Source organism: Piscirickettsia salmonis LF-89 = ATCC VR-1361, from assembly GCF_000297215.2.
GTDB classification, from domain to species: Bacteria; Pseudomonadota; Gammaproteobacteria; order Piscirickettsiales; family Piscirickettsiaceae; genus Piscirickettsia; species Piscirickettsia salmonis.
The window spans coordinates 22901-24858 of record NZ_AMFF02000059.1 but is presented as its reverse complement, the minus strand read 5'-3'; the positions used below and the strand labels follow the sequence as shown (position 1 = coordinate 24858).

At 38.0% G+C, this 1958-nt stretch carries 2 protein-coding genes; both read left to right on the top strand.

The features are described from left to right. Positions 1–182: transposase (locus tag C200_RS06290; RefSeq protein ID WP_033923709.1), on the top strand; the 182-nt coding region annotated here is incomplete at its 5' end. 36 nt (positions 183–218) lie between these two features. After that, positions 219–1700, top strand: coding sequence for a hypothetical protein (locus C200_RS06285; protein WP_129556568.1), 1482 nt, complete (start codon positions 219–221; stop codon positions 1698–1700). Positions 1701–1958 lie beyond the last annotated feature (258 nt).

Sequence of the window (1958 nt, the reverse complement as noted above, 5' to 3'; positions counted from 1 at the left end):
CGATTGAAGATGCGAGTTGTCACTTATTATTTTTACCCCCTTATTCTCCTGATTTAAACCCGATAGAGCATGTATGGTCACCGCTTAAAAATAGGGTTCGCATGAAGCTTGATCAAGATGAAATAAATTTAGAGACAGCGCTTAGTCAAGTAATGAAGTCAATGTCAGAAACTATTCGTTGAGTGCTATATAATCAAAAGTGCGGGTTAGATTTAGGAGTGATTTATACGTTATTTAGGGATGGCCATCTGAGTTTTGACCAAATTGTGAGGATGACAGATCATCAAAGGTGGTCTTTGCAGATCAGGGGAGTTGATAGTTTAATTGCCCGTCAAATAATTAGTGCTGAGCGATATTTCTCGCTTGATAATACACAAAGACAAGCTTTGCAAGATGAGGGTATGATACGAAGAATTCTTCGTAATGAGATCGCTATTAATGATGTTATTGGAGTTTCAGGGAGAAATAGGAGAAATGCGAGAAATTTGAATGGAGTTCAAAGTACGCATGTGGCAAGCGTGCATCAGTCTATATCAGAATCAGCGAGTGCTTTAATAGGGCTTTATGGAAAAAGCCTAGAAGGTAAAGGACTTATTCTGACCCTTGATCAGATCAAAAATTATGTAAATGGTTTGGGATATGATATTAAATCGAAAGCGGCACGCAGCACGCTATTAAAATTAATATTAGAAAATAATCCTTTTATTGACCAAGTTTCAGGTGTGTCGACCAAAGAAGTATTAGCTTTGGCATGGCTTGCGATTCATGATGATAGCAAAAGATTAGGAGCGCTGGATGATGCGAAAGCTCGGTTTGTTGAAGCTCTATACGAAATACAAAGGGGATACAATATCGGGAGTGATGGCAAAGATTCAGGTGGAAAAGATAAGCCGATCTGTGCTGCCGGGTCCTTTAATAAAATTGTAGCAAAATTGCAAGGCGTTCACCCAAGTTGTGAGATTATGCATGTTACTCCAGCAGTTGCTGCACTAAAACTGCTGGTTGTTGTCAGGGAAGAAGCTGTTCGCTATATAATGAGCCGCCCTTTAGAGACAAAGCAAGATTTAGTAGACTTTGTTACTCTTTTAAAAAATGTGGATGAAGAAAAAATTAAGAGTGATAAGGGTAGCGTTAGTATTATTTATGGCGATATAAAAAATAGTATTGCTGAGCGTATGTTAGGTGAGTTTGGTCGTTTTTTATATCCTGGGGGTAAAAATAATCTTTCTTTTCAGGGGTTAATTGATTCTGGCAGTGATGTAGACGTGCCTGATATCAATGTTTTACAAAAGATTACTGACTCAGCAGCCTATCAAAAATACTTTAAAGGTAAAACTTCGGATGCGACAGAGGGGGCGCTTTCTGACGAAGAGCAACAAGCGAAAGAGTACCTGGATTTGCAAAGGCTTCAAGGCATAAAAATAGCTATTTTAACGAAAGCTGAAAAGAAGCAGTTTCAGTTTGGATATGGTGGTAGTAAACATAAGATTAAAGATGGGTTGAATGTTGAGCATACTGTGCCGGAGAGAGTAAAAACGATCTTTACACTGACTAATGATGTGAGTATGGCTGCTAGCTTAAGGTTGGCACGCATAAAAGCGATACAAGATACTGCGCCTGGTTATCAATCTGGTTTTTTATTTTTGGGTAGAACGCAAGCAGATACGAATACGTTTATTGGTAGTTTAAACTGTGGTTGAGTTAGCTTTGATTTAATTTGATACTTGCTTGGCAAAGCGCGGGTTTTCAGCTGTGATTTAAGGGTAAAATTTAAATGCAATATATTTTAAGGAGACCTTGGTGTTAAAGGCTATTGCCAGGTTGAAGATTATTTAGTGCGCACTGAACTCACTTTTCTTGCTTTACTTTTAACTCACCTTACGCACAGGTCATAAACATTTTAATCGCCTAAGCTCTTCAAAAGCTATTTGATTTGACCGCACAAGTAATTTATATTT